The organism is Neptuniibacter marinus (genome assembly GCF_965223595.1).
GTDB lineage: Bacteria > Pseudomonadota > Gammaproteobacteria > Pseudomonadales > Balneatricaceae > Neptuniibacter > Neptuniibacter marinus.
In genome coordinates, this window is record NZ_OZ245004.1 from 1,291,605 (window position 1) to 1,312,761 (window position 21,157).

The 21,157-nt window shown below is 45.3% G+C and carries 24 protein-coding genes and 1 tRNA gene; 8 read left to right on the plus strand and 17 right to left on the minus strand.

All coding sequences use genetic code 11. The features are described from left to right. Window positions 1-19: 19 nt before the first annotated feature. The 5 genes from ACOQOE_RS05920 to ACOQOE_RS05940 are packed head-to-tail and all read left to right on the plus strand — an operon-like array spanning window position 20 to window position 3,522. Window positions 20-424: a MotA/TolQ/ExbB proton channel family protein gene (locus ACOQOE_RS05920; protein WP_197467981.1), complete on the plus strand. Its 405-nt coding sequence runs from the start codon at window positions 20-22 to the stop codon at window positions 422-424. Then, window positions 421-840, plus strand: a complete 420-nt coding sequence (locus ACOQOE_RS05925; RefSeq protein WP_067861883.1) for an ExbD/TolR family protein — start codon at window positions 421-423, stop codon at window positions 838-840. The genes ACOQOE_RS05920 and ACOQOE_RS05925 overlap by 4 nt, the downstream gene beginning before the upstream one ends. A 59-nt stretch (window positions 841-899) precedes the next feature. Further along, window positions 900-1,739 (plus strand): heme/hemin ABC transporter substrate-binding protein, encoded by an 840-nt coding sequence (locus ACOQOE_RS05930; RefSeq protein ID WP_075107879.1) that lies wholly within the window; start codon window positions 900-902, stop codon window positions 1,737-1,739. Continuing rightward, window positions 1,739-2,761, plus strand: a complete 1,023-nt coding sequence (locus ACOQOE_RS05935) for a FecCD family ABC transporter permease (RefSeq protein ID WP_420555161.1) — start codon at window positions 1,739-1,741, stop codon at window positions 2,759-2,761. Before ACOQOE_RS05930 ends, ACOQOE_RS05935 begins: the two co-directional genes overlap by 1 nt. 2 nt (window positions 2,762-2,763) lie before the next feature. Then, a complete protein-coding gene (locus ACOQOE_RS05940; RefSeq protein WP_420555162.1) occupies window positions 2,764-3,522 on the plus strand; it encodes a heme ABC transporter ATP-binding protein in 759 nt (252 codons plus the stop codon). A 33-nt stretch (window positions 3,523-3,555) separates the two neighbouring features. Here the strand turns inward: ACOQOE_RS05940 and ACOQOE_RS05945 are convergent, their stop codons facing one another. After that, the gene (locus ACOQOE_RS05945; RefSeq protein WP_420555163.1) at window positions 3,556-4,434 is read right to left on the minus strand and encodes a hypothetical protein; all 879 of its coding nucleotides are present in this window, start codon (window positions 4,432-4,434) and stop codon (window positions 3,556-3,558) included. A gap of 136 nt (window positions 4,435-4,570) precedes the next feature. Between ACOQOE_RS05945 and ACOQOE_RS05950 the strand changes: the two genes are divergently transcribed. Further along, window positions 4,571-5,926, plus strand: coding sequence for a cache domain-containing protein (locus ACOQOE_RS05950; protein ID WP_067861867.1), 1,356 nt, complete (start codon window positions 4,571-4,573; stop codon window positions 5,924-5,926). Between the two features lie 15 nt (window positions 5,927-5,941). After that, entirely contained in the window at window positions 5,942-6,595 is a 654-nt protein-coding gene (locus tag ACOQOE_RS05955; RefSeq protein ID WP_067861864.1) for a response regulator, read from the plus strand. A gap of 148 nt (window positions 6,596-6,743) precedes the next feature. Here the strand turns inward: ACOQOE_RS05955 and ACOQOE_RS05960 are convergent, their stop codons facing one another. Continuing rightward, window positions 6,744-8,375 carry a methyl-accepting chemotaxis protein gene (locus ACOQOE_RS05960; RefSeq protein WP_420555164.1) on the minus strand — a complete coding sequence of 544 codons (1,632 nt, stop codon included), beginning with the start codon at window positions 8,373-8,375 and terminating at the stop codon, window positions 6,744-6,746. 550 nt (window positions 8,376-8,925) lie between these two features. On the opposite strand from ACOQOE_RS05960, the gene ACOQOE_RS05965 reads away from it, so the two are divergent. Next, a tRNA-Val gene (locus ACOQOE_RS05965) sits at window positions 8,926-9,002 on the plus strand. Between the two features lie 230 nt (window positions 9,003-9,232). On the opposite strand, the gene ACOQOE_RS05970 is transcribed toward ACOQOE_RS05965, so the two are convergent. From ACOQOE_RS05970 to ACOQOE_RS06040, 15 genes are all read right to left on the minus strand, one after another. Continuing rightward, window positions 9,233-10,033, minus strand: a complete 801-nt coding sequence (locus ACOQOE_RS05970; RefSeq protein ID WP_420555165.1) for a DNA adenine methylase — start codon at window positions 10,031-10,033, stop codon at window positions 9,233-9,235. Then, entirely contained in the window at window positions 9,984-10,169 is a 186-nt protein-coding gene (locus ACOQOE_RS05975) for a Com family DNA-binding transcriptional regulator (RefSeq protein ID WP_420555166.1), read from the minus strand. The genes ACOQOE_RS05970 and ACOQOE_RS05975 overlap by 50 nt, the downstream gene beginning before the upstream one ends. Before the next feature lie 155 nt (window positions 10,170-10,324). Beyond that, entirely contained in the window at window positions 10,325-12,040 is a 1,716-nt protein-coding gene (locus ACOQOE_RS05980; protein ID WP_420555167.1) for a hypothetical protein, read from the minus strand. Then, window positions 12,037-12,312: a hypothetical protein gene (locus ACOQOE_RS05985; protein ID WP_420555168.1), complete on the minus strand. Its 276-nt coding sequence runs from the start codon at window positions 12,310-12,312 to the stop codon at window positions 12,037-12,039. Before ACOQOE_RS05985 ends, ACOQOE_RS05980 begins: the two co-directional genes overlap by 4 nt. A gap of 2 nt (window positions 12,313-12,314) precedes the next feature. Beyond that, entirely contained in the window at window positions 12,315-12,995 is a 681-nt protein-coding gene (locus tag ACOQOE_RS05990) for a hypothetical protein (RefSeq protein ID WP_420555169.1), read from the minus strand. Window positions 12,996-13,005: 10 nt separating this feature from the next. After that, window positions 13,006-13,695: a hypothetical protein gene (locus ACOQOE_RS05995; protein ID WP_420555170.1), complete on the minus strand. Its 690-nt coding sequence runs from the start codon at window positions 13,693-13,695 to the stop codon at window positions 13,006-13,008. 20 nt (window positions 13,696-13,715) lie between these two features. Continuing rightward, window positions 13,716-14,300 (minus strand): YmfQ family protein, encoded by a 585-nt coding sequence (locus tag ACOQOE_RS06000; RefSeq protein ID WP_420555171.1) that lies wholly within the window; start codon window positions 14,298-14,300, stop codon window positions 13,716-13,718. After that, the gene (locus ACOQOE_RS06005) at window positions 14,291-15,340 is read right to left on the minus strand and encodes a baseplate J/gp47 family protein (protein ID WP_420555172.1); all 1,050 of its coding nucleotides are present in this window, start codon (window positions 15,338-15,340) and stop codon (window positions 14,291-14,293) included. The genes ACOQOE_RS06000 and ACOQOE_RS06005 overlap by 10 nt, the downstream gene beginning before the upstream one ends. Continuing rightward, the gene (locus ACOQOE_RS06010) at window positions 15,340-15,783 is read right to left on the minus strand and encodes a phage GP46 family protein (protein WP_420555173.1); all 444 of its coding nucleotides are present in this window, start codon (window positions 15,781-15,783) and stop codon (window positions 15,340-15,342) included. The genes ACOQOE_RS06005 and ACOQOE_RS06010 overlap by 1 nt, the downstream gene beginning before the upstream one ends. After that, window positions 15,780-16,286, minus strand: coding sequence for a phage baseplate assembly protein domain-containing protein (locus tag ACOQOE_RS06015; protein ID WP_420555174.1), 507 nt, complete (start codon window positions 16,284-16,286; stop codon window positions 15,780-15,782). The genes ACOQOE_RS06010 and ACOQOE_RS06015 overlap by 4 nt, the downstream gene beginning before the upstream one ends. Further along, a complete protein-coding gene (locus ACOQOE_RS06020) occupies window positions 16,283-17,353 on the minus strand; it encodes a phage baseplate assembly protein (RefSeq protein ID WP_420555175.1) in 1,071 nt (356 codons plus the stop codon). The genes ACOQOE_RS06015 and ACOQOE_RS06020 overlap by 4 nt, the downstream gene beginning before the upstream one ends. Beyond that, window positions 17,350-18,540, minus strand: coding sequence for a DNA circularization protein (locus tag ACOQOE_RS06025; protein WP_420555176.1), 1,191 nt, complete (start codon window positions 18,538-18,540; stop codon window positions 17,350-17,352). Before ACOQOE_RS06025 ends, ACOQOE_RS06020 begins: the two co-directional genes overlap by 4 nt. Further along, the gene (locus tag ACOQOE_RS06030) at window positions 18,537-20,276 is read right to left on the minus strand and encodes a phage tail tape measure protein (protein ID WP_420555177.1); all 1,740 of its coding nucleotides are present in this window, start codon (window positions 20,274-20,276) and stop codon (window positions 18,537-18,539) included. Before ACOQOE_RS06030 ends, ACOQOE_RS06025 begins: the two co-directional genes overlap by 4 nt. Before the next feature lie 171 nt (window positions 20,277-20,447). After that, window positions 20,448-20,777, minus strand: coding sequence for a hypothetical protein (locus tag ACOQOE_RS06035; RefSeq protein WP_420555178.1), 330 nt, complete (start codon window positions 20,775-20,777; stop codon window positions 20,448-20,450). 26 nt (window positions 20,778-20,803) lie between these two features. After that, window positions 20,804-21,154 carry a phage tail tube protein gene (locus tag ACOQOE_RS06040; RefSeq protein WP_420555179.1) on the minus strand — a complete coding sequence of 117 codons (351 nt, stop codon included), beginning with the start codon at window positions 21,152-21,154 and terminating at the stop codon, window positions 20,804-20,806. Between the last annotated feature and the right edge of the window lie 3 nt (window positions 21,155-21,157).

Here is a 21,157-nt window from a genome sequence, read left to right on the forward strand (position 1 = left end):
GAGCCTTCCTAGCGCTGGGATGGCGCTACTTAATCAACATGCAGATCAATCACGGGTTATGAGAACGGATATTGCGGCAATATGGCTGCATAACAGACAGCGAAAACTGAGTCATGGTATTCGTATGCTCCAAATTATAGCGTTAATTGCACCTTTGTTAGGGCTACTCGGGACTGTGATTGGTCTGATTCAAGTGTTTGATAATTTAGGTGATCACCAAGGACCGATTAACCCATCTATGATGGCCGAAGGGCTAGGAATCGCAATGAAAACAACCGCCGCTGGTTTGATTGTTGCTGTTCCCGCGGTTATTGGGGCGCATGGCTTTCAGCTTTGGGTGGATAAATTGATAGCAATGACAGAGCAAGTACTTAATGTAGGTAATCTTCGGATCGAAGGTGTTTGCACTGAGGCGCTAAAATGATTCGTGCACAGCAGAAAAGCCAAATAAATAGCAGTTTAGAACTTACCCCATTGATAGATATTATTTTCATAGTGGTGGTTTTTTTACTGTTAACTGCAAATACGCGTTTGCTCTCATTGCCGGTTGATATTCCTGATAGCGACAGTGAAATAGCCCTCCATGAAGAGTCTGAAAAACCGCTCACAATAAGTTTGTTGGATAAATCTCCAATCTATGCAATTGGAGAAGATCGCTTTTATGAATGGGCTGAGTTTAAACAGGCGCTGTTGGTAAATATTGCAGATCAAAAAGATCGGGCACTTTCAATTGCTGCTGCCCGTGATTCAGACGTCGAACCTTTGTTAAAACTTTTAGCCCTCCTCAATGAGCAGCAAATAACTAACACTCAAATTTTAATGGAAGACGCACAGCCATGATCTCTTTGCCGTTTCGATTATTTACACAAAAAAAGAATAGGTTTTCAGTCGTGAACTGGATGAAACTTATCCTATTAATTGCGTTACCTGTTTCAGTTTATGCAGCGGATGAACAGCGTTTAATTAGTACTGATGCGGGTGTTACTGAACTGATTTTTGCTCTTGGCTTTGAAGATGATTTGATTGCCGTAGATGTGACGAGCAAGCTGCCAGAGGGGTATCCTAAACTCCCTAATATTGGTTATCACCGCACCTTGTCTGCTGAAGGTTTAATGAGCTTAAATCCATCGGTAGTGATAGGGAGTGAACATATAGGTCCTTCATCCGTTGTGACGGCACTAAAGCAAGCCGATGTTCAATTTGTACAGTTAAGCAGTGCAAAAAATAGTGAACAACTTCGTGACAATATACGTTCGCTATCTATGGCTTTAGAGCAGAAGGAAAAGGGGCAAGCCTTGCTTGAATCTGTTGACCAAAAACTAGCGACACTTGATAAGGTGAACTTATCGGGGGAGCGCGTAGCGTTTTTATTATCTATGGATGATAGTAAATTACGTTTAGCAGGAGAGGGGACAACGGGCCATTCCTTTATCGAATTGATGAAAGCTAGCAATGTTGCTGACTTTAAAAACTACCGAAATATATCGGCTGAATCACTGTTTGAAATGAAGCCCTCTGTGATTATCGTTGCAGGTAGTGATGTAGAGAATGCAGTGCAAAGCTTGCTTGCGGCTAATCCTGTACTCGCTCATACACCCGCGGTAAAAAATAAACGTATTGTGGCCGTGAATGGCTCCGCATTAGTTGCTGGTTTGAGTGTATCGGCTATTAATGAAGCGATTCGTTTAACTCAGCAGTTATCTAATCCCCACACTCTTGCTCGTCAGGAAAATAATTGATGCAAAGGTCCGTTTCAATATGCGCCTTAGCATTAGCGAGTCTTTTGATTGCCTGTGCTCTGTTATCACTTGTGTTAGGGGCCATGAATCTTCCGGTATACGATAGTTTATTGATTGTTGTAGATGACCTTTTTGGTGCTAATTTCAGTCAACTAGAAGGTTATCAGCAGGTCGTTGTTTTAGAACTTCGTTTACCTCGTTTGTTATTAGCTATTTTTGTCGGGGCCATATTGGCCCAATGCGGTGCGGTTGCTCAGGGCTTATTTCGTAATCCGTTGGCAGATCCCGGTATTATTGGCGTTTCATCGGGTGCAGCGGTGGGTGCTATTTTAGCTATTGTTGTGTTTCCAGCTGTTTGGGGAAGTTGGACAATCCCTACGATGGCCTTTGTTGGTGGTTTGCTCACTACTTTGCTGGTCTATGGTTTAGCGCAATCAAAAAATGGGACCTCAGTCTTAGTCTTACTGCTTGCCGGTGTCGCTATCTCAGCTTTCGCCGGTGCAGCCATTGGCTTCTTAAGTTATTTTGCTGATGATGCCAGTTTACGTGAACTGAATGTGTGGCAGATGGGCTCATTAACCGGTGCGAGTGATGCTAACTTATGGCTAGCTTTTACAACAATGCTGCTATTAATGATCGCCTTTCAGCGTCGGGCCCAAGCTTTAAATGCGTTACTTTTAGGTGAACCCGAGGCGCGCCATTTAGGGATAGATGTTGAACAGCTTAAATTACAAATGATTATTCTTACCGCGATTGGTGTAGGTGTCGCCGTTTCTTGTTCAGGCATTATCGGTTTTGTTGGCTTAGTGGTACCTCATTTGGTTCGTTTAGCCACAGGGCCGAACCATCATTTTCTACTGCCTTTATCTGCTTTGCTAGGTGCTGTTCTGCTGATGGGTTCCGATCTGTTAGCGCGTCTTGTTGTGCAGCCAGCGGAACTTCCCGTAGGTTTAGTTACGGTGCTATTGGGCGCCCCGTTCTTTCTGATTTTGTTAATCCAACAGCGTAAAAACTGGAGTTGATCATGTTGCAGCTTAATAATGTCAGCTTTAAACCACAGGGAAAGCTGCTATTAGATCAAGTCTCTGTCTCGGTAAAGGCAGGGGAGGTCTACGGCCTGTTGGGGCCGAATGGGGCCGGTAAAACAACTTTATTAAAAGCAATTAGTGGTGATATTAAAGCCAGTGGTTCTATCAAATTCTATGGTAAAGAGCTAACACAGTGGAATCGCCGTGAATTGGCTAAGCATCTGGCAGTACTTCCCCAAGCGAGCCAATTGACCTTTCCTTTCAGCGCCAGAGAAGTAGTTGCTTTAGGTTTAACTCCATTATCGCTGTCTAAAGCTCAAGCCAATAAGTTGATCGATGAAAAAATGTCGGCGACTGATTGCTGTAGTTTTGCGGATCGCTCATATCCTTCGTTGTCAGGGGGAGAAAGGCAGCGAGTTCAACTCGCGCGGGTTTTATTGCAGCTCAGTCAAGCGAGTCACTCACCTTTACTACTTCTTGATGAGCCGACGTCGGCACAAGACTTAGGACAGCAACACCATCTTTTAACGTTGACTCAACAGCTAGCAAAAAAAGAGGGGTTTGGTGTTATTGCCATTCTGCATGACCTTAACCAAGTGCTTCGTTATTGTGATACCTGTTGTTTGTTAGATCAGGGGCAGGTGAGTGCTGTAAACAGTCCTGATAAGGTGCTATCTGATGAGCGGATAAAAGAGCACTGGCAGTATCAGCCACAACGAGTGATCTTAAATAATGGACAGACCGCTTTAATCTGATCGTTGCAAAAGTCTTTGGATCAAGGGGGTATTTTAAGACCGACTCACCACATTTAAAGCCGTGGAGAGTCCAGCCTCTATAATCTCGTGAGCTTGTGCCTCGCTTTTTACTAAAATCGAGCCACTAAAGGCAAGTGCATTAAGTGAAACACCGGAAAAATTTTCACCTGTTCTAGGTACCATCAACATCCAATGGTGGCTTAAGAGAAGATTATAAGCGCTGGCTATCTTCTCTCCGTCTTTTTCGATCCCTAAGGTCATTCGCAGCCGATTATAAAAGTTTTGTAATTGAGCAGCACCATCACCATTCTGTATTTTCTCTTCTGTAAAAATATCTTTAGGTAAGGCCAGTGCTGCATGGCGAAAGGGTAAGCTATCTAGCTCCCTAGGTACTTCGTCATGTAGTTTTGACAGTTGTGGATTAAAAGCGATTAATTGTTCCACTGTTTCTGGCACTTTTATCAGCTGTAGGTGCTTATGGGTTTGACTGGCCCCAGCCGTTTTACCACTATTGTAAAAAGCTAATGCCGGCGCGGCGCATAGGCACCGGTGTAAGGCATAAAAATCGTTTTTATTAAGGGCTGTATTCTGTTCTTCAAAGGCTTGAGTTACTAAGAGCAGATGTTCATCGACTACATTATATTTATTCAATAAACATTTATGTTTATCACCGATGTTGGTGACAAATAAAGCTTTTTCATGAGGTAGGAATGGGTCGGGTTTACTTTGATTGAGCTTAGCTAGGGAACTATCGGGTGTTGGTTTGTTCTGGAGATTCTCAAGTATACGGACATGAAAATTAAGATCTCCTTCTTGGACACTAAGCATAGATGTTTTGAAACTGTTTAATGCGCCAGCTTTAGTGGCACTTTTTGCAACTTCCGCAGCATCTTTCCACAATGTAAAAACCATCGGGTGTTCTCCCTCAGAGTACTTTATACTGATTATATAAGTGGTTATTAAGCTTGTGGGTTTGCCGTTATAGGCTGTTCTTTAGTCATGCGTTAGTTGTATTCTAGCGCCAGTTAAAAATCATAATTATTCCAATATGAAAAGCGTCACAGCTTCATTAAAAGCAAAAATGCTACTGCTTTCAATACTGCCACTAATTATAGTGACGGTAGCTATCACTATGATTAGCTTAAATCAGGCGCATATTCTCTCAGAACAAGAGATTGAAACCTTCGAAGAAAATTTACTCAACTCTAAACATCAAGAGCTACAGCATTATGTCGCCTTAGCGATGAACGCGATAGAGGAAGTTGTTAATGAATCTGAGCCTGGGGATGAAAATGCAGAAAAGCGTATAAAGGATATGCTGAACACTCTCACTTTTGGTGATGATGGCTATTTCTTTTTATATGACATGCAGGGCATTAATTTAGTTCATCCTACCCAGCCGGAGTTGGTTGGGCAGGATCTAATCGAGCTGCAAGATAGTAATGGTAAATATGTAATACGCGATTTGATTAGGATTGCTGATGAGGGGGGCGGATTTTATCGTTACCTCTGGCGAAAACCTTCAGCAGGGCATCAGGAAAAGAAATTGAGTTTCGTGGTTAAAATACCGAAATTTAATTGGATGATGGGAACCGGTTTATATATTGATGATATTGCAGAAGAAGTTGCCCATACGCGTTTAAAAGTAACCCGTAATATCAGAAATACATTTTTTACCGTGGTCGTTATTCTAGCGGGTACAATTATTATTATTGCGCTCATTGGTATTGCGATCAATATGCATTCCTCCCAATTAGCGGATGTGCGATTACGTGAGTTAGCCCATCGCTATGTTCAATTTCAGGTGAGTCAGCGGCGTAATTTTGCACGTGAACTGCATGATGGCATTAATCAGCTAATGGTATCGGTAAAATTCAGATTGGAACTTGCCAGAGATAAATCGCTGAAAGGGGATGAAAGCGCGGTTGATGACATCACTAAAGGCTGTGATGTTTTAAATATGGCGATTCAAGAGGTGCGACGTATCTCCCATGACCTTCGACCTATACAGCTTGATGATCTAGGGCTTGAGTCCGCACTACACAGTATGGCCAATGACTTTTCTGAGCGCACGAACATCCGAATGAATGCCAGAATAGAGTTACCAGAACAGCGTCTACCTGATGATATTGAGATTACGCTGTATAGAATTGCCCAAGAAACCCTGACAAATATTGAAAAGCATGCACAAGCTCAGAATGTAGGTTTAAAAATTTGGTTTCGTGAAGGCTATATCTGGTTAGAGGTATCAGATGATGGACGAGGCTTTATCCCCGAGAAGACAGAGACAGGAATCGGTCTTCTAAATATGCGTGAGCGTACAGAATTGCTCAGTGGACGTTTTAGTATTAAGAGTCGTTTGGGTGTAGGTACACGTATTAAAGTGGGTTTCGCAATTTTTTAGGAGATACAAACGCTAATGCCGAATGACAATAAAATCCGAGTATTATTGGTCGATGATCACCCTCTTGTACTAGATGGAATTAGTGCGCGCTTAGAAGGTGAACCCTCCCTTGAAATTATCGGCATGGCTAATGATGGAAAGCAAGCCTTAGCGTTGGCATCAACCCTTCATCCAGATGTTGTTCTTATGGATATCTCTATGCCCGTGATGAATGGTTTTGAAGCATCGGAGCGATTCCATGCGGAACAGCCGGATGTGAAAGTACTAATTTTAAGTATGCATGATGATAGAGAATATATTGTTAAGCTGATTAAATGTGGTGCGGCTGGCTATGTTTTAAAAGACGTTTCATCTAACGAGCTAATTTCAGCGATTGAAACGGTTTACGGCGGTGGAACATACTTTAGTTCAGGAGCATCACAAAGCTTATTTAGCCAGTTTGATCAGGAGGGTGGGCATGCAAATACTCAACAGGAAGAGCTTACCGGCCGTGAAAAAGATGTCTTGAAACTAGTTGCTGAAGGCAATAGTAATAAAGAGATCGCTAGAGAGCTCGATATTTCTGTACGTACAGTTGAGACCCATAGACAAAATATCAAACAAAAATTAGATATACACACAGCAGCAGGGCTCACCCGTTACGCGATAGAACATAAGCTGGTGGATTGAGCGTTAGGCTGTAAAAGGATTAAAACGCTCTCGCGCTAATACTTCCCCATTTTTAAGACAGAATCAATAACGTCAGAATATCTAAAAAATTATTCAGCATATTTTGACGTTATTTTATAAGTTGAGCATCCCATCACTCTACTCAACCTTAGCCTACGCGAAATTTCGCGATCATCGCTTTCAGCTCGTTGGAAAGGGAGTTTAGTTCAGTACTCGATTGAGAGATCTTTTCCGCCCCATTACTAGAGATATTAGACGCATCATGTAGGTTAATCAGTGACCGGTTGATCTCTTCAGACACACTGGTTTGTTCGGTTGATGCGCTAGATATAAGAGCATTCATATCCGTTATGCTGATAACTGCTTTTGAGATCTCTTCGAGTGAAGAGCCTGCTTCAGTCGCTTTAGAACCGGCGGTCTCCGCTTTTTTCTGTCCTTCACTCATTGCAGTTACGGCATCGGTAGTGCCCGACTGTAAACGCTCAATAGCTACTTGTATCTCTTGGGTGGAGACCTGCGTGCGTTGTGCCAATGTACGTACTTCGTCCGCTACGACAGCAAATCCACGTCCTTGATCGCCTGCCCGGGCGGCTTCAATAGCAGCGTTAAGTGCTAGTAAGTTTGTCTGCTCGGCAATGCTCTTGATCACATCCACAATTGAGCCAATATTTTCACTATCAGACTCAAGCGTTTTTATTTTACTGGATACACTTTTAACATCAGTGACAAGTGCGTTTGTGGCCACGACCGCTTGATTTACAATGGTCGTGCCTTGATGTGCTTTCTCTCTTGTATTGCGAGCATCACTATCCGCTTGCTCCGCATTGTGTGATATCTCTTGTGATGAGGAGACCATTTGATTCATGGCTGCTGCCACTTGTTCTATCTCTGCACGTTGCGTGTTAATACTGGATTTTGTTTCAACGCTAACATCGGTCATATCCTTAGCCGCGCTGGCCAGTCGGTTAGTCGCCGAGGTGATTTGACTAACAATATCACGCATTTGCGCGATCATTGCGTTAAAGCTTTTACTTATTGTTCCTAATTCGTTTTTACCTTCTGTTTGCAGTGTGAGAGTTAAATCAGAAGATTCAGAAATACGTTCAATAGTTTCCTGCATATGTAGCAGTGGATTAATCATGGAGCGATAGTTATAAGCTGAAATAGCGATCAGTAAAACCATGATCAGTATTGATAGTGTAGAGAGCAGAAAAATACTTTCCTTATAAACCTGTTGAATGGCCTCATATTCTTGTTTAGCAACGCGCAGCTGTAAATTTATTAACTCAGTAATTTTTTCGCTAATAGGGTCTATTTGGGTATAGAGGGGGCCATCCAGTGCATCAAGCTGGCCTTTAGGAGGCCCAGATATAGTGGCTAGGATCTGTAGTGTATTATCAATAGCTGCATCAGCGGACACAAAAAGGTTTTGAGCCTCATCAGCTAAAGCTTTCTCTTCTGGTGTGAGGTTTGTTGCTAGATATTTTTTCCACTTAAGGCTGATCTCTTGCTTAGAGCTTTCTATATCGGCTACGGTTTCGTCTAAAGTATAAATGCCGGCATTTGCTTCATTGATCGCATCAATAACGAGCACCGCATAATCGTCGGCGATTATTTTTAAGTCTTCAAGGGGAACAACCCTGTCATGATAAATCCGTTTCGCGCCGCCTTCCGTCAATTGTAGTTCTTGAAGTGCAAACAAAGTAATACAAATCAAGCCAATAATAGGTAGAACGACCATTACCGTCAGTTTTGTCTTTATGGAAACATCTCTAAGCATAGCTATTATCTCTTTTTGGGATCGGCGCTGTTCAATTCTTTTTGGGAAAATGGGTTACTGAACCTGTACTAAATGAGCTTCAGCAGGGGAGGTGATAAATTGAACAGCTTCCTCGCGAATGCTTTCGGTTATTCTCAACATCTACACCTTAGGCCTAGATTGTATGAGGTAATATACCGATAGGTTCCCCACCAAATTCACAGTTCTAAAGCAGATTATATAGCAGCTCACAACTTAGAGTTCACTGATAAATAGTATCTAATTTTGCCACTATGGAATGATTAACAGTTGATAAACACTTAGTAAACATAGACCAAAGACATTTTCTGTAAATGATCGATTGGGTTAGTGGTTCCAAAAGAACGGAACCAAGAACTTAAGATTAAAGATGCTCCTTACAGTGTGAACAGCGGCAGCAGAGTAAGGTGTTTTAGGCTAATAGCAGTGACCCAACCCTTTAATCGTTGTATTTAAGTATCAAAGTGGTAAATCGAGTGAAAAAAAATCTTGAACTGATTAAACAGAGTCGTATACTACGCACCACTTATTTAGGACTATAGCTCAGTTGGTTAGAGCGCTACCTTGACATGGTAGAGGTCAGCAGTTCGAATCTGCTTAGTCCTACCAGATTTAAAAGAGCCTCGCGAATGCGGGGCTTTTTGCTCCTTGGACTATGCAGATGAGAACTGCGCAGTTCGAGCCGAGCGCAGCGAGACCACATCGGAGCTTGCGACGATAGCCCGAAGGGGAATAATCTGCTTAGTCCTACCAGATTTAAAAGAGCCTCTGTAGCGCGGCGCTTTTTTTGGCAATGCTTTGTGTTTTTATTGGCACGCGCTAACTCTGCATTTTCTATATTAAAATAGACCTTGCTGACCTCGTGGTATTGGAGACTTATCCCAGTTCCCATATATCAACTCTACACAATCACTTGCTTTCGCTGAACCTCCTACGGTGTACTTATAATCGACTTCTATTACGTGCAGATCTTTGAATATATTTCGAATGTCTGGGTGGTCATTGATACTGATTATGATGTGGCCTTGGATTGTTTTAGCTAGATGCGCCATTTGTTCGTACTCTTCGAATCCGAAGGGGACACCATAACCTTCAGTTTGCCAGTAGGGTGGATCGCAGTAGAACAGAGTATCAGGCCGGTCGTATTTTTCTATGATTCGTTTCCAGTCTAGGTGTTCTATTGTCGCGTTAGATAATCGGTAATGTGCATCGACTAAGTCTTGTTCTAACGTGAAAATATTGAACCTAGGACGACTGGTGGCGCTAGTACCGAAGCATTGGCCTTCCACCTTACCTCCAAATGCAAGTTTTTGTAGATAGAGGAATCTTGCTGCACGTTGGATATCAGTTAGCGTTTCGGGTGGTGTGGATTGCATCCATTCCCAGTTTTGGCGGCTACTGAGTACCCACTTAAACTGTTTATATAGCTCTTCGAGATGATGCTTCACGACGCGATAGAGGTTCACTAAGTCACTGTTTACATCATTAAGGACTTCAACTTGCGAAGGTTCCTTGAGAAAGAAAAGAGCCGCAGCTCCGCTGAACGGCTCTGCATAGCAGGTGTGTTCAGGGAACAGCGGGAGTAAATGATCAGCTAGCTTTCGTTTGCCTCCGATCCAAGGAATCAGCGGTTTGGCCATGAGTTTTTTCTCCATCTATGTAGGGACTCATGGTCCTCTGATTTATAGCCCCGCAACGGGAGCATTTTATTTCTAATTGTTGAAAAATTGCTTTAGCCAGCAGTTTATTACACTGTTTACAGCGTATGTTTTGCATGTGAACCTACCTGTTTTCTGGTAGGCTTTCTGCGCCATGTCGACATGGTGAGAAAGCCCTGGGCTGGTTCACGTAGATTGATTACGTGTTCTGGCGGCTCTGTTGAACTAGTACTTCTTCAGAGTCGCTTTCTCCTACTTTTTTCTGTTTTTTTCTTAAGTAAAACTTACACAGCTAACGTTACTGATAGTGCATGAGGTAATAGACAGCGCTTGGATAATTAGCCCGCCGAACTCGTTATCGTCTAACACAAATGCATAGTTACCATCAGCAGTTATAGATTGGTTGGTACCACCGCCGAGCCGAATTCTTAATTCACCAGAAATATTTGAAACAGCGAGTCGTACAACGAACGCCTTGCCCGGCGTAATTTCAGTAATATTTAGCGCTAAAGAGGAGTTATTACCCCCATTTGCTGTATATGTTCCGTTTCCATTATCAGTCCAAGAAGATCCTACTTGAGTCCAATTATCGTTAAATAACTCTGTACCAAAACCTTTAGCGGCTGCTGATTTAACGATCTCTTTAGCCATGTGTATAGCACCTTCGGAATACTTCTGGGCTATAAGATCGTGACCAAGGATAGTAGGATGGCCTGTGTCAAATCCAAGCTCTCCAAAGTATACGCTTGAACCTTCAGCACCAGATGGTGTCCAGTTCTCACCATCTCTCCTCGACCCATCGTGTAGATATGCTCCATTCTCTATCCACTCGCTTTCGGTTTCTCCAAAGACAGCTTTAAATCCTTCCTTATAATCATCTAGCCAAGTTTCGTTTTCATTCCTCTGCGGAGCGCGCGCACCAATCGGAAACATGATCATGCAATTTGGTTGTAGTTGTCGTAACCGACGGAATGCCAACTCAGCTCCATCTTTGCGAAATCCATCATTGCCAGGCCCGTCATCATTAACAGTTGACGGTATAATGAATAAATCCCTCTCTACTGTACCTGAGTCAATATCGACCAATGCTTCTGCATGCTCTGAGTACACACCGCCGCTAATTCTATCCGCGTAGCTAGATCTATTAGCCTGCCTATCCGAAAATCTGTTGCCACGTAAGCCATGATTTCGCACTTGCAAGCATCCTAGGTACTCGCCAAGCTTTCGGCACGTGCCGTTGATAGCGTTCTGATCATTCTGGTTAGTGCCATCGCCTGATGTGTTGTCGTATGCATCTGCGTTCTGACCAAATACATAGCTGTCACCGAACATAGTTACCATAGGTAACTCAGGATCTTCGTATGCTAATGGTATAGAAGATCCTGTATCAAAGTTGTATCCGTTGATTGAGAGTGTTTGGTCACATCCAATAACCTCGACTATTCTAGTGCCAACGCTGCCGAAATCGAATTGATACCAATGATCCTGATCGCTGCTGCCTTGGTAGACTTCTTTCCACGTTACCCCGTTATCTTCAGACCAGCGCATCGCGAACGAGCCAGGGCTCAACCCTGCACCTTTGAACTCAAATATCTGTCCTTCGAAAATGAACATGTTAGACATGCCATTCGCAAAGTTAATGCTAGGATCAAGGCTGACCGGGTCTTGTGGCTCAGTAATGATCCATCTGCCGCGTATCGGACAAGAGTATCCAAACGGGACGTCTCTTTCATCAATCTCACCGCCTCCAGCTAACGCCGTTCCGTTGATAGTGCTGTCTCCGTCATAGATAGTGACAGTAATATCGCTTGTACCATCAACTACAGTGGCTCTAGCTCCTGGAGAGTTTCGATTGAGTATTTTTATTGCAGATTCTGTAAATCTACTTACATCTAGAGGCTCTTCTCCCAATGAATCCGAATTCAGAAGGCAATGACCAGCCGCCATATCTGGCAGCTTAATTACGCCAACTTCGTGACCTATGCTCATGACAAAATTACCGCTATTTTTGTTGATTTTTCCCCGTGTGGGCATCGTGCGCGAATTTCTCCGGTCCATCCGCTAAATTGGGCGCGTTCCAATGGGGCGTATATAATGCCGATGTCATCTTCTGCAGCTATACGTGCTGCATCGGTACGTTCATCGATGATTACTTCTGCAGAGTTAGATTCACGGACTTGTATTGTCGCGGTGCTGTGCTCTGCACTGTCAGCTATAACTTTATAGTTGTCGTCAAGTTCGATTTCGATTGTTTTAGACATGATTAGCTCCACGTTATCGCGGCAATCTCTGCTTCAGTGGATGCGCTAGCTATAGCGCGCATGAGCTGCTGCTTTTGTGCGAATTTTGTTTGATAGTCGACGCCTACAGCTGCTGTGATTGCTTTGCCTGTGGCTATGTCGACAACGTGTTCGTCATTATTTGAGTCGAACAGGGTGACGGTTGTTGCACCTAGTTGTTCTGCAATGCGTACCGCGCCATCTAGAGCTAAAGCTGAGTCCATGCCACCGTTCCAGGTTGTTGCGTTGGCGGCTACTGCCGTTGCGATGGATTGACTAAAGCTAGACTTTATTTCTGAGGCTTTTTTGAGCCGAGCTGTCTTGATTAACTCGGTGTTATTGGTGACCCATGCACTTCCGTCCCACTCGTCAAATTCACTGGGTTCTAAACTTGTATAACCATCGGGGATTGGGCCTGTTTCGCGGTGCTCGACTTGCTCTTTTGTAGCTATATTCCAGAGAGCGCCACGGTGATCTTCAACAACTAACCATGCAGTATCATCATTATTACGTTGAGCTGCTTGATCTACTTGCAATTCAGGTAGAGGGTCTTGAGTAGCAAAAGCTATAGGCAAAAAAGTCTCAGGGTTACGAGGATTAATCATTTGCTCTGACGAACGAGTGTATAGACGAGAAATTGGGTCAAAATGATGTTGTATAGGCATTGTTTTTTCCTCACTGATACCAGAAGCAAAGCATTAGAGCTGTATTGCGGGGGCGGGTTTCGGTGCCGCCAGTGTCACCTGAATTTAATGAGCTGCCGGTCATTGGCCCGTTACCACTACCAGAATCATAGCTGTTATTAGATTTTCTCAGGCCTAGTGAGTGATTGTGTGATTTCAGCTCATCCGTTTGAAAACTACCCAATACACGCCCAGTATCGATTAACCCCGTACTGTCCCATACACGGATGAAGTCGCTAAAAAATACAGGTGCTCCAAATGTTGTCGAGCCGTCCCCTGTATGCCAGCAGCCCGGACGGCTGGCGGCTTCGGCTTGAGTTATTAGCTTCATGCCGTTCACCGGGTCGCTAATATAACTCCAGAGTTCAGGGTATTCTGAACGGTTCAAAATTTGCTCTGCATATTCCATTGCGCCATTAGGCGGTGTTTCGCCTATATGCCAGAATGGCTCTCCCAATCGGCGACCCCCAGCAAGACTTGTTACGGCTTGCAAAACCAGCGTCAGGTCCTCTTCGTCAGGCGTTAAGCCTGCGCCTTCGATCAAATTGATTAATGAGTCGAATACCATGTTTTGATAATCGGCAGAGTCACGACTCGTGGGTAGATCAGTTGCGGGGTTGCCGTCGGTAAATTTACCGGTACTCGGGTCTAGTCGTGCGGCTGGGTCTGATGGGTAGTCCATAACTCTCTCCTGTTTTTAAATCACGTATAACTAAAAATTATGTGGCGGTGTGCGTGCACCAGTCGGTTGAATACGCATTCAAGGCGTTGATTTCCCCATGTGCGGTAGTACTCGCCGTAGGGCTCGCCCATTAATCGCTCTGCGTAATTATTTAATGCGGCGTTTACTTGCCAAACGTAATTCCATTCAATATCGCCGTAAGTCTCTCCAAAAAGGTCGCCCATTCTGCGTTCTTTGTATTCGGTAATCGTGATGGTGAAACCTAACAGGGCAGCCAACGTGATAAAGAACTGGCGACTTTGACCACCGTTAGCTCTGTATGCTTGCACGAGCGCTTGGCGGCGCTCTTGGAATGATGGGTCGTCTCCGCTGCAGCTATTAGGTAAGCCATACATTTTTTCCCATTCTTTAAATAGCTCAAACGCGGTTGAGGGATGAGATTCTCGGATAACTGCATATGCACGTGCGTCTATACGGGCGAACTCTTCAGCGATACCGCTCATTAGTTTTGCTATATGGCTATCTCTATCGATTGGCCATGCGTCGCCTTTTGGCAGCAGCGCTAACAAGGCATTACGATATTCCTCCGCTGTTTTTACGGCCATGTTGTTACCCCTAGCACTGGGAACTGCCATGCAAAACAAGTGAAGTCATCAGTTAGGTCTATGCGGTGATCTGTTTCACCTGTTGCTAGCGATATGGCCTCGTTTATTTGGCTGAGGAGTAAGGTGCCGCCGGGCTGGCCTTCGCGCTTTATAAGGTCTGTTAACTCCGCTCGGATCGCTGCTTTTGTTGCCGTAGTGTTAGGGGTTAAACGGGTAAAGGTAATGGCAAGAGGTTTTGCTACCAGCGTGCCGACTGTAAACCCTCGCATGCCTGCGGGGCGCACTGCGTCTGTATAATCGGTTACGGTATCAATATGAGTTTGAGTCGGGATGGGGGTGCTGAGGTTGTCAGTCACAAAACGAACGGTAACCGCTCCAATATAGGGTGTGTTTGAATAGCACCATGCACGTGTCACATCTACATGGGCAGCCTTGGCCCACGCGATATAATCGTTATCGCTACCTCCCATTGGCGGATTTTTACGACGCTCACTTAAACGTTCAGCAACACGATCGATAGATTCCATATCCGCACCACCGGTTATCTCTATAACCGTTGCAGTGCTATCGATATCTAACACTGAATTAACCAGTCGCAGTGTAACGCCAGCCGTTAGGTTTCCAGCTGCTCCTGCATCAACGGCGGTTAGTTGTAATGTAGCGGTTCCGCTTACAATGGTTGTTTCAGTCGTCACACGGTATAGCTGCTGATTATCATCCTGGAGCAGTGTTTCAATGCTTACGGTAGCACCTTCGTTACCTGTAATGGTTGCGGTGCCGGATGCCCTATATGCGCCGATTCGATAGATCCCCATTTCTGCGGCACGCCGGAGTAGATTCTCGTCATCAGCACTATCATCAAAGAGTTGCTCAACGTTGTATTGAAGGTGGCCGTGTAAACCATAAGCTACGCCCGCAACGGCTTGCGCTAACGGGTAGTATGTATCTCCACGGGCACTGGCGCTTTCGCCACTGTGGCGCTCGATGTCCGTACTTACCTGTTCCCGCAACGTTTTAAGCGACTTTCTAATAAATGGCATTAATTGGATGCTCCTATTAAGTAATCGTGGTAGAGCTTTACCCAGCTTCCATCTTTCAATTTGCATTGAATAAGGAGGTCGATACGATAGGTGTCTCCTCGGCTGCTTTCGACTTTAATGCTTTGTAAATAGTCATCTTCTAGCAACCATTGCAGAGCTTCCGTCGCGTAGTCTCGGGCGCGATTGATGGTTTTTGGGATGACTTTTTCACGCTTCAGCGTCCAAAGTTTGCTACCTAAGCTTTCACTTTCAGGTAGGTCAATATCACCCCAATAGCCGCGCTGATCTGTTTCGCCCTGAGGGAGTTCATCAAGCTCGCATCGTGCATCGGTAAATAAGCTAATAACGACTGCATTTTCTAACCACGTTAGAAAAGACGATCGCTTACTTTGAAGGTCGATTCTTTTGGAGTCGTTGTTATAGCTAAGGGTTAATAAATTCATGATGGGTTTGCCTTACTTGTTGTGCCGCCGGAATCACCTGTATGGTCGTGATTGTTTACAGATACGCCATCATGGGTGATGAAATCTTCAGCTTTGACGATGCCGCTACAGCTCACTTCCGGTGTGTTGAAATTGGCTTTCACAGCAGCGGTCACATCAATTTCACGGTTGTCTTTAATATGTACCTTGTCACCGTGGCGGTTGTAGATAGCGACTTCACCTTCTTCAACTTGCATGCGATAACGACGGTCACCAACGCAAAACACCACTGAATGAGAGCCGTTTCCGTTAAACGCTAAAACGAGACCTTCCGCGCCCGCCACGGGATGGCTGGTAAAGCCAAAGGGTTCCAAGTGCTCCAAATTATCGAGAGGTTGCCCACCTTCAACTTGCATTTGTAAAAAGCGGGTGTTGTTCGCATAGGATGCCCTGCGGACTAAGCCACGCTGGTTAATGCGGCGAATTTTTCGCATAGTACGACGCAACTCGGTTACCATGCTCATCGTATAAAGCCCTCCGAAGCCGCACTCTCCACTTCGGGTATTAGATCGAATGCGTTTTTTGGCATAACCCGTAGCTCTGTATTTCTGCCGCGCTCATTCAGCATTAATCGAGTTTCAACGATTAAGCGTTCTGCATTGAGGAGCCCTTGGTATGGATCACTGACGATTACGCGTTCGTTCGGAGCCCAGATTCGACCGTCTGGTGTTTGTCGCCACCCAGTCACCGTGTAAACAACACTTTCACTGCGGCCCTGATTAACGTTACGCTGCCACTCAGCACGTGTTTTACAACCGGCGACATCCATATCGTCATCCGCTGCCACAGCAAACGGGCGGTAGCGCCCAGATCCGTTGACTGTCGCGATAGGAAGCACAGTATCCACGCTTTCGAGCTTTACTGATGGTTCATTGGATTGCTGACCTGAGACCGTATACTGGCTGAACAGCTCTCGCCCGCTAAAATTTCCACTGGCTGTTTTAATATTCTGCCCCAAGGCTAGAGCAACATCGGCATAGCCTGTACCCGCACGGGTGATGATTAAGTCGCCATTAGCATTAGAGGTAAGTAAAACCGCGCGCACTCTGGCTAACTCTTCTAGAAACTCCCAAATGGGCTCCCCAAGATCAAGGCGCTTAGATTTATTAAATATTTGATTGGCGGCTTTTTTGGCACTTGCATCAACATGTACGGTAATGCCAAAAGGTGCGCACAGAGATTGGCTGATCTGCAATAGGCTTTGGCCAGCGAAAGCCTTTCCTGTGGTAGAGCAATCAACAAGATCGCCTAAACGACTACTGCCGCGTATAGATATTGTGTGGTTATTTGCATCGTAACTTGGGGCGAGTTCGTTGATATAACCTGACATGAAAAGGTCATCATTGAGATAAGCCTGCAGGCTCATGCCTTGCTCGATCGCTCGGCGGTTTACTTGCTTTTCAGTGTTCCATATTTCACTTAGTTGTAAACTAAAGTTATGAGGGCCACGCTCGATAGAACGGGCGATAGATGCTTCCTTCCAACCCGTGTGCGGCATGCCGTCGATAATCATGACGAGTTGATCGCTCATAAAAGCACCTCTAGGTCAGTGCCAGCAGGCATAAACGATGGGTTTTTAATGTTATTACGACTTATAAGCTCATCGGCTTTGTTTGCGTCGCCATATAACGTATGTGCCAAAACAAGCGCGGGAACGGATTGTTGCAACTGAATCTGATCTACACGCTGCAGCCCAGGAGCAACGTCATCAACACGTTTCATTAGTGCGGTTTGTAGATCAACCAGAGGGGAGTACTCGGTATCGCTGCCATTTTCTATTAGCCCGTCGATCTGCTCTAGGAGTTGATCACGGGTTGCGATCGCATCGTCATAGGTGACAAAGGGTGCACTTTCATTGGCGATTAAGCGGGCAGTTTCAACGGTGGTAGCGGTGGTTAATAGTTGTTGGGTTGCCGTTTGGTTTTGTGCCTGCTGTGCGCGTGCTGGGGTTGTAGTCTGAATGATATCCGTGCTTGCAATACTGTTTGTAAGTACGTTGTAGCCGTTTACAGCGGTAGTTGTGCTTGAACTATTTCCCATCAATGAAGCGATCAAAGAGGTAACTTGGCTGGCTAGTGTTGCTGGCTGGCCTAGCAGGCTTGATAGATCATTATTGAATAAGTCAAAGGTTTCAGTTAATGGGTCGGCATCAAGTAGTGACCCAAATTGACTGCTCAGATCCTGCATAGCCGCTAGGGCGCTGGTCATTTGAGTTAGTGCCGCATCTTGTACAAATGCTGGCTGGCTTGTTACGCTAAACCGCTCTGTATAGGTGTTTGTTGCTATTTCTAGACAGTTATCGCATGCGCTTTGCAGCTGCTGCGCGTTAGCATTTCCAGACAGTGGGAATTTGCGTTTGCCGTCTAATACGTAATCAACGTTGAATTGAACATAGCCGCCTTGGCGTGTCGTTATAGCCCACTCATAATTATTAATATGAACACGCAGCGTACCTAAGTACGGATGGATTAGTGTATGGGGCCCCTCGCTTTCTAATAGCTGAATGAGATCATCACGGGCCAGATCATAATCGGTTCCAATAAGGAAAATTGTTAGGCGTTGCGAGCCAGCAGACGGCCCCATATCTTCAACATAATGCACGTCTTGAAGTGGGTATTCATGCACTACTAAGCGACGGCCGCCTGACCCTGCAGCTTGTTCAGTGTGAAAGGTTAAATTGCCGATACTGCCCGGCTGTAAACGCTCGCGCCAACTCATGGAGCCACCATTGAGCCGCCGTAGGCGTCTACGTCCATATTTTCAGACTGAACAACTTTAGCTTTTAAATCTTCGCTTAGCTCAACCTTGAGTAAAGCTTGAGATCGGTTTTCAGCGTCTAGTGCTGACTGAGCGTTATCATTTCCAAAGAATGCGAGGGTTTTGGCTATTGCGCGGCCAATGTCATCTGATAGGTCAGTACCTTTGAGTGTCGTATTATAAATAACAGTGCCAGCGCCATAGCCAATACCGCCTGCAGCTGTTGCTGCTGCGCCAGCTGTGCCTACTGCGCCTGCACCTAAATAACCGAGTTTGCTTAGTTTTGTGCCACCGATTAAACCGGCTGTTGCTTTAGCTTTAGCGACAGTCGTATGGGATAGGGGCCCCTTACCTGAAAGAGGATTTGGCACATTAAAACCGGGCTGCAAACTTGGCACCGCACCGGTGGGCATATTTACGACATAAACGGGAGTTACGCCCGCTAGCTCTTCCAATGCTTTACCCGTAACGACACCACCGGCTACTGCACTCCCTTTACTTAACGAACCGCGTAATGCCTTCCCTCCGTATTTAGCCGCGAACCCTCCGGCAATGAGAGCCGCCGTACCACCCATTAAAATATCGTTACCGTCTAGACCTAGCCCGCCTTTTTCTTTGCTATCTAAGGTGTACTTAATGAGCTGATTTACTGAGTTGTTGATAGGTTGAGCAAACCCGTCGGCTGCTTGGCTAAGCGCTCCTTTTAGTCGGGATACTTGATCTACTGAGTTATCTAAAGCACCTTCTAAATCACGCTTTATAGAACCTGTAGCGTTACGAGTGGTTTCTGTTATTTGGCGCATACCTGCGATGGCATCGCCACCCAGTAGTGCTTTCATACCACGCTGGGTGTCCATATCGGTTTGACCAAACGCAGCTGCAATCAGGTTGTCACGCTGTTGATCATTTTTTTGTTTTTTATAGAGAGTTGATATCTCCTCAATGATGGAGAACGTATCTCGGCGGTTGCCGTCTTTGCCGTAAAAATTAATCCCTAATTTATCGCGAACGTTGTTTTGGTATTTCTGGTTGGTAAATATACGTAGGGTGCTGTCAGCCAGTGTGGCTAAACGTTCAGGCTGCTTCTCAATTTTAGAAAGCTGCTCAATAAACCCGAGCGTCTGGCTAAAATCCAAATTGGCTGTTTTCGCGTTGTTACCTACGCGAGAGAAAATACTGGAAAGGTCTTCCAGCTCTGCATTACCAGCACGACCGGCCACCGTCATTTTGTCGAGCATCTCGGTGGCGACACCTACTTGCGATAAGTCAAAGCCAAATATCTCAGCACCAACGGATAAACCACCTGCAAGGACGTTAGAACTTGCACCCGTAACGGCTTGTGCTGGCGCGATCGCCTTCGTTGCTTGCAGTGCTTCGCTCCAGTCTAGACCCGCCTGCAATAGTGAATCGTTTGCTTGCCGCGAACTATCAACCGTTACCCCGTACTGCTTTTGTAGCTCAAACAGCTCAGCACGGAGTGCTTTAGTTTCAGTACGAGCGACACCGGCAGTTTGTGACATCTGCGTTAGATTCTTATCTAATAGCGCAGAGTCTTTTGCTATCTGTAAGCCGCTCCATGCTGCACCGATCGCAAGGATCTCGTTGCGAAAGCTACCGAGTACTCCCCCCGTTAATTGCTTAAACTCGTGGCGGAGTCCTCGCAACTCACGTTCTGATTTGTTTGCGAACGCGCCCACGTCACTACCTGACTTTCGCAGTCCACGGGTGAATTGCGAATTTTTTAGGTTGAGTATTAGGCTAGTTGTCAGATCGGTCACGGGTGAATAACTCTAAATAGTAGTTAAACTCGTCCACTGGTAACGCGAGGATTTCAGCACGTGACCAGTGGGTTTTTAGGGCGATCAGCGCTACTTGCTGCCAGACGTGTTCGCTTCGTTTTCTGCGTCTGGCTGTACGCTGTTGAGCTTTCCCTGGGCAACACGTAACGCTTGAAAGTCAGCTGGTTTCATCTTGCGGATCTGTTCAATACTGAACGGACCTTTGCAATCACCGATGCTGAGCAACTGCCTAGCAATCAGTGCACCGTTAAAAGCCAGCTGGTTTTCTACGCCTCCGGCTTCAATTTCTGCGTCAAAGAGTTCGCCTGCATTGCCAACTTCACGCATTTTAAATTCAGTTTGTAAGTGGCCTTTATATTCAAAGCCGTGAGGCAGGGTGCCTTCTTGAATTCGTTCCACGTAGCTATCCTCTGTTTTATTACGGTTTAAACGGGCTCAGCAGGATTACCCTGCATTTCAATAGGAATATCACCACCCGATACGGTTGGGGTATTGGTGATAAAGGCTTCGGTCACGATCCAGCTTTGCCCCAGCTCATCCTGAATGTTGACGTTTACATCAACCAATCCACGGAACTGCTCTAGATAACCTGACAAGTTAGGTACGGTAAACGAGAGCATTGCGGGGTTGTCGTTTTCCAAATAATGGGTGCGTCCAGACTCCGTCATCTTGCCTTCATAGGAAACACCACCGGGATCAAATGAGCCGCCAGGGTTTGATTCCACACGACCTAGGCTTGGTAACGTTACGATTATTTTCTTTGCTGCTTTAGCCATGAT